The 4,674-nt window shown below is 64.4% G+C and carries 5 protein-coding genes; 3 read left to right on the top strand and 2 right to left on the bottom strand.

Translation table 11 applies throughout. The features are described from left to right. A partial coding sequence (locus G6020_RS16630; protein WP_194306155.1) for a hypothetical protein occupies positions 1–212 on the bottom strand: 212 nt, incomplete at its 3' end. A gap of 423 nt (positions 213–635) precedes the next feature. On the opposite strand from G6020_RS16630, the gene G6020_RS14690 reads away from it, so the two are divergent. The 3 genes from G6020_RS14690 to G6020_RS14680 all read left to right on the top strand — a co-directional run bounded on the left by G6020_RS14690 (position 636) and on the right by G6020_RS14680 (position 3,621). Beyond that, positions 636–1,166 (top strand): hypothetical protein, encoded by a 531-nt coding sequence (locus tag G6020_RS14690; protein ID WP_182611118.1) that lies wholly within the window; start codon positions 636–638, stop codon positions 1,164–1,166. Positions 1,167–1,359: 193 nt separating this feature from the next. Continuing rightward, the gene (locus G6020_RS14685) at positions 1,360–2,193 is read left to right on the top strand and encodes an SDR family oxidoreductase (RefSeq protein ID WP_182611117.1); all 834 of its coding nucleotides are present in this window, start codon (positions 1,360–1,362) and stop codon (positions 2,191–2,193) included. A 189-nt stretch (positions 2,194–2,382) separates the two neighbouring features. Then, entirely contained in the window at positions 2,383–3,621 is a 1,239-nt protein-coding gene (locus tag G6020_RS14680) for an alpha/beta fold hydrolase (RefSeq protein ID WP_182611116.1), read from the top strand. Positions 3,622–3,902: 281 nt separating this feature from the next. Here G6020_RS14680 and G6020_RS14675 read toward each other — a convergent pair whose 3' ends face one another. Further along, positions 3,903–4,661: an ATP-binding protein gene (locus G6020_RS14675; RefSeq protein ID WP_007633699.1), complete on the bottom strand. Its 759-nt coding sequence runs from the start codon at positions 4,659–4,661 to the stop codon at positions 3,903–3,905. Positions 4,662–4,674: the final 13 nt, after the last annotated feature.

The raw sequence follows: 4,674 nt of genomic DNA, 5'->3' as shown, positions 1-4,674 counted from the left end.
CAGCAGAACACGAAGTGCTCCGGGTAGTGCTGGCCGAGTTGCTCCGCGAGCGCGTGGCCGCGGTCGAGCCACGCCATCTCGTCGAATCCGTCCGACCACACCGGCTGATCAACCGGCCGGTCGCCGAGGTGGAGGAAATTGTCCTTGAACTGCGCGATCCAGTCCTCGATTCGGTTCCGCAGGGCCTCCGGGATCTTCAGGTCGGCCGCCACGCCCTGGTCGTAACCGGGATGGCCAGGCGGGAAGACGTCGGGGGATGCGAAAATGTAGGGCCGATAGTCGATGACCGGGTGGAGCGCGACACGACGGCGATCAAAGGGGCCCGGGTCCGCGGAAACCCGGCACGCCGCACGACACAGATGCGACTTACGCAGCCCATGGAAGGTTCCATCCGGCGAGACACGCATCAGTCGAGAGTATCGGGAAGACCGCCAGTCGGAGTTGTCAGCTCGCTAGGCCACGCGGTGCCAACCTGAAGGTCAGCTTTGCCTACTTATCCAGCGAGTGCGGTGGTGATCGTCGAGCAGAACTGATTAGTAAGCGGACAGCTCGCACGGATATCGGCCCTGGTCACGCCCAGTATGGCTTCGCCGCTACCCACACGGACTACGGCGGCGATGCGGCAGGATCGACAGATGCGACACAAACTGACCCTTACGGTGCTCCTGGCGGCGGGCTCGGCGATAGTGCTCGCCTCATATTTGAACTACGGCAAAACCGAATGGAGCGGGCTTACCGGCGTGTCCCACGACGGGAATGGCAACCTGTTCCTCCATGTGAACACCTGCGAGAACTCGACGAGAAGTGTCGACGTCGTTGCCGGCCGCGAGGACCTCGCACCCGAGGAACAAAATCCCGTCATCGGGTCCTTCACCCTCGACGAGCCCGCCAGCGGGTCGCTCGCGATTCACGTGCAGGATCCTTCCCCGTGGTCGGTTGAACACGAGCTCGCTCTCCCCGAGGATCCGTCGCGCTTCTTCATCGTCTCGGCGCAGCCCGAAGACACCGGAGGCCCGCCCTTCATCAAGCCCCAGAAGCACTTCTTGACCGCGGCCGTGACCTTCGACCGACTGATGGCCGCCCCGGCTGGGGCTGTGGTGAGCGGCGGCAGCGGCCTGTCCTTCCATTCGCCGGAGGAGTTCGACGCGAAGTGCCCCAGCAGGTAGCGCCACAGTGGCTGTCCAGGCCGCGGTAGTCGTTGAAGCAGCTCTATGGATCCCGTCCCCATGCGGCAGGGGTTCAGTAGCCGCGCTCCGCGCCCTCCCCGCCGCGGGCCGATGTGCGTCAACCTCACAACTGGGGTCCCTGCGGGCAGCGGGTCGAGGACTGGAAACTAGGCGGTTTGAGAGACTGCGAACCATGGGTGTTGAGGATCGTGACGATTTGGCGCGTGACCCGTTGCCTCTCCGTGGTCGAACAGTTTTGGTAACTGGTGTGAGTCGCCGGGCCGGGATCGGTTATGCGACGGCGTGCAGGCTCGCCGCCTACGGTGCGAGTCTCTTCTGTCACCACTACTCCCCGCACGATCAGGAACAACCGTGGGGTGCTGACGATCTCGAAGCTGTGTTGGAGGGGGTTCGTGCACATCTGGTCGGCGATGCACGCGTAGCCGACCTACACAGCGACCTCTCTCCGGGGGAAGCGCCTGAACAGGTGTTTGCGTCAGCAGTGGAGGAGTTCGGCACAGTGGACGCGCTGGTCTGCAACCAAGCACTCTCCGGATCGGACAGCGCCCTGGGCGAACTCACCGCAGCCGAGCTGGACAAGCATTGGGCGGTCAATGCTCGGGCCTCAATTCTGCTGGCGCAGTCGTTCGCCCGGCACCATACACCGGGTGCGCCGGGGTCGATCGTCTTTCTGACATCGGGGCAGGGGCTCGGCCCCATGCCCGGCGAAGTTGCCTACGCTGCTGCGAAAGCTGCGCTCGCGGGGATCACTGTGACGATCGCCGACCAGCTCGCTGATGCCGGAATCCGCGTGAACACCGTGAACCCCGGCCCGGTCGATACCGGCTACGTAACTGAGGAAATGTGGAAAGCGGTCGCACCGATGTTTCCTCTCGGTCGATACGGTGCTCCGGATGATCCAGCACGGCTCATCTCCTGGCTGATCACGGATGAGGCTGCCTGGATCACCGGCCAGGTCATCAACACTGAGGGCGGATTCGGCCGCTGGCGGCCCCGCGGCCGATAACCTAGGCGACCGCCGCCGCCTCATTCCATCCCGGTAATGGGGCTTGCCGTCGGCTCCATGGCCGTGCCGGCGGGGGTCTCTGGCTGCGCGGCGCAGATCTCGTACCACCTCGGCGGCGCGGGCCTACCCCGTGTTCGTAAACGGCGGCCGAGCCAGCGTGGGCGTTGTGTGCACTGTTAAGTTGTGGCTATGAGCGGACGGGGTGGGGTTGGCGCGGCCGCGCGCCGTCTGGCGCAACGTGACGGGCATCGAGTCATGCGCCCGATAGCTGGTAGTAGTGCGATGTTCCCGTTGACCTACGTGCGAACCGGCCCTCGCGAACAGCAGGGCAGGCGACCCGATAAGTCCGTTCCTGTCCTGGTGATACCTGGCGGGCCTGGGCTCGCGTCGGTTGTTCCGTACGCCAGTTTTCGCAGCATGGCTGCGCGTCGAGCGCTGGACGTCGTGATGGTTGAGCATCGAGGAATCGGACTGTCTCGCCGCGATACGGGCGGCGAGGAATTGCCGGTCAGCGCGGTCACGGTTGAGCATGTCATCGAGGATCTTGAGGCAGTGCTCGACCATGCTGGGATCGACCAGGTGGTGGTCTACGGGTGCTCGTACGGAACCTATCTTGCGCAAGCATTCGCAGCGCGCTATCCGGATCGGGTCAGCGCGATGGTGCTGGACTCGACGATGTTGTCAGTGGAGGACGACCTCGCCGCAGTGCGTGCTCACCGCCGACGACTGTTCTGGGATGGTGTGGATCCGGCTCTGGCGCCGGTGGCGGCGGCCGTCCGACAGTTAGCCGCCGACGGTGTGCCCATGATCGAATTGGACCGGGTTGTCCAGTTAGTTTACGAGTTCGCCGGGCCGCAAGCCCTGCATCGACTTCTGCTCGCCCGACAAAAGGGCCGGCTGCAACGTACCTGGGACTACGTGAGCCGTCTCGGCGCGGAGGAACTCGACGGGGCCGGTCGGCCCTACCTCATAGAGCCGGAGCTCGTAGCGGGAATCATGTATGAAGAGCTGGGCTACGCGCTACCTCGCGACGGTCACCCGCTGGATCCCCAGTTGGCGCTTACCACCACACCGCGCCCGGCCTACCGCGGCGAGCCGTTCAGCTTGCCTGCCGAACTGCCGCAATTCACCTGGCCCACCGTGGTCATCTCTGGGGAGCGGGACCTTCGCACCCCACCACCGATAGCCCACCGCGTCGCCAACCTCATCCCCGGAGCGCAGGTCCTACCGCTAGCCGGCACCGGACACAGCGCGCTCGACACCCATCCGCTAGCGGCACTGCATGCGATCCGAGCCGCGGTAGAAGGCACCCTGGCAAACATTCCGCACGACGCCCGCGCCATCGCTGCGCTCCCACGACGCGGCACCTCACGGCTGGTGGGCAGCGCGTTGAACGTCGTAGTCACCGCCACCACTCGCAGACCCTAGATGCCATACGCCAACCGCACCGGTCCATCGGCAGAACGCGCCTGGGCATCCCCGCTTGCGTGCAACCCGCTGGCAAAGCAAAAAGGAAGGTTGTATGACTTCAAACTCGGCCTTGGGTGAGGCTCGTCGGCTGCCACGGTAGCCCACTAGCCCATGGATATTTCGGCTGTTCCTTGCCGTATCGCTGTTTGGGACGCCTTTCGGAAAGCGCGGATCTGATGATCGGGTAGCGGTCGGACGGGTATCGGATAGCGGAGTGCACCCGTCCGACCGCTGGGCCGCTATGGCGTTGCCGTGGCGAGGTGCCGTCTCATGTTGGGTCCGTCGAGTGCGATGATTTCGGCGCCGGCGACGATCCGGTTGAGGATCGATTCGGCGATGACCGCGTCTTGGAGCGACTTGTACCAATCGGGCGGATCGAACTGTGAGGTCACCAGAGTCGAGCCCCGCCCTTCCCGAGCGGCCAGGATGTTGAGCAGCTCGGCCGCGGTGTGCGGGGCCACCGGCGTGGTCAGGAAGTCATCGAGAACCAGCAGGTCGCAGTTGTGCAGGTCGGTGAGGAAGTCCAGCCTGCGCTGCGAGGTCGGCTCCAGAACGGCGAGCCGGTTGGCCAGGTCGTCGAGTCGGAAGAACCTCGCGGTGTAGTACTTTCGGCACGCGGCATTGAGCAGTGCCTGGGCGAGGTAGGTCTTGCCCACGCTGGACTGGCCGAGCACGACGAGATTACGAGTGGCGTCGATCCATTGACAGCTGGAAAGTCGTGCGATTAGCTCGCGGTTGACGTTGCGGTCAGGCAGGTAGCGGATCTCTTCTACGCAGGCGTCAGGGTTTGGCGATCTGGAGGCCTTGAGTAGTTTCTGGGTCCGGCGTTCCTGCCTGGCCGTGATCTCTTTGTCCAGGGCGTGGAAGATCTTCTCCGAGAAGGTCCACTCGTCGCAGGCGGGATCGTTGGCCAAGTCGATGACGGTCTGGCCGAACGCGGTCATCCGCAACTGGGTGAACAGTGGCATGTCGGCGTCGGTGAGATGACGATCAGTCACTGCAGCTCCTCCT

Origin of the sequence: Dietzia sp. B19 (assembly GCF_014145155.1) — a bacterium.
Lineage (GTDB): Bacteria > Actinomycetota > Actinomycetes > Mycobacteriales > Mycobacteriaceae > Dietzia > Dietzia natronolimnaea.
The sequence above is the reverse complement of the archived record's forward strand: the minus strand, read 5'-3'. Positions and strand labels throughout refer to the sequence as shown.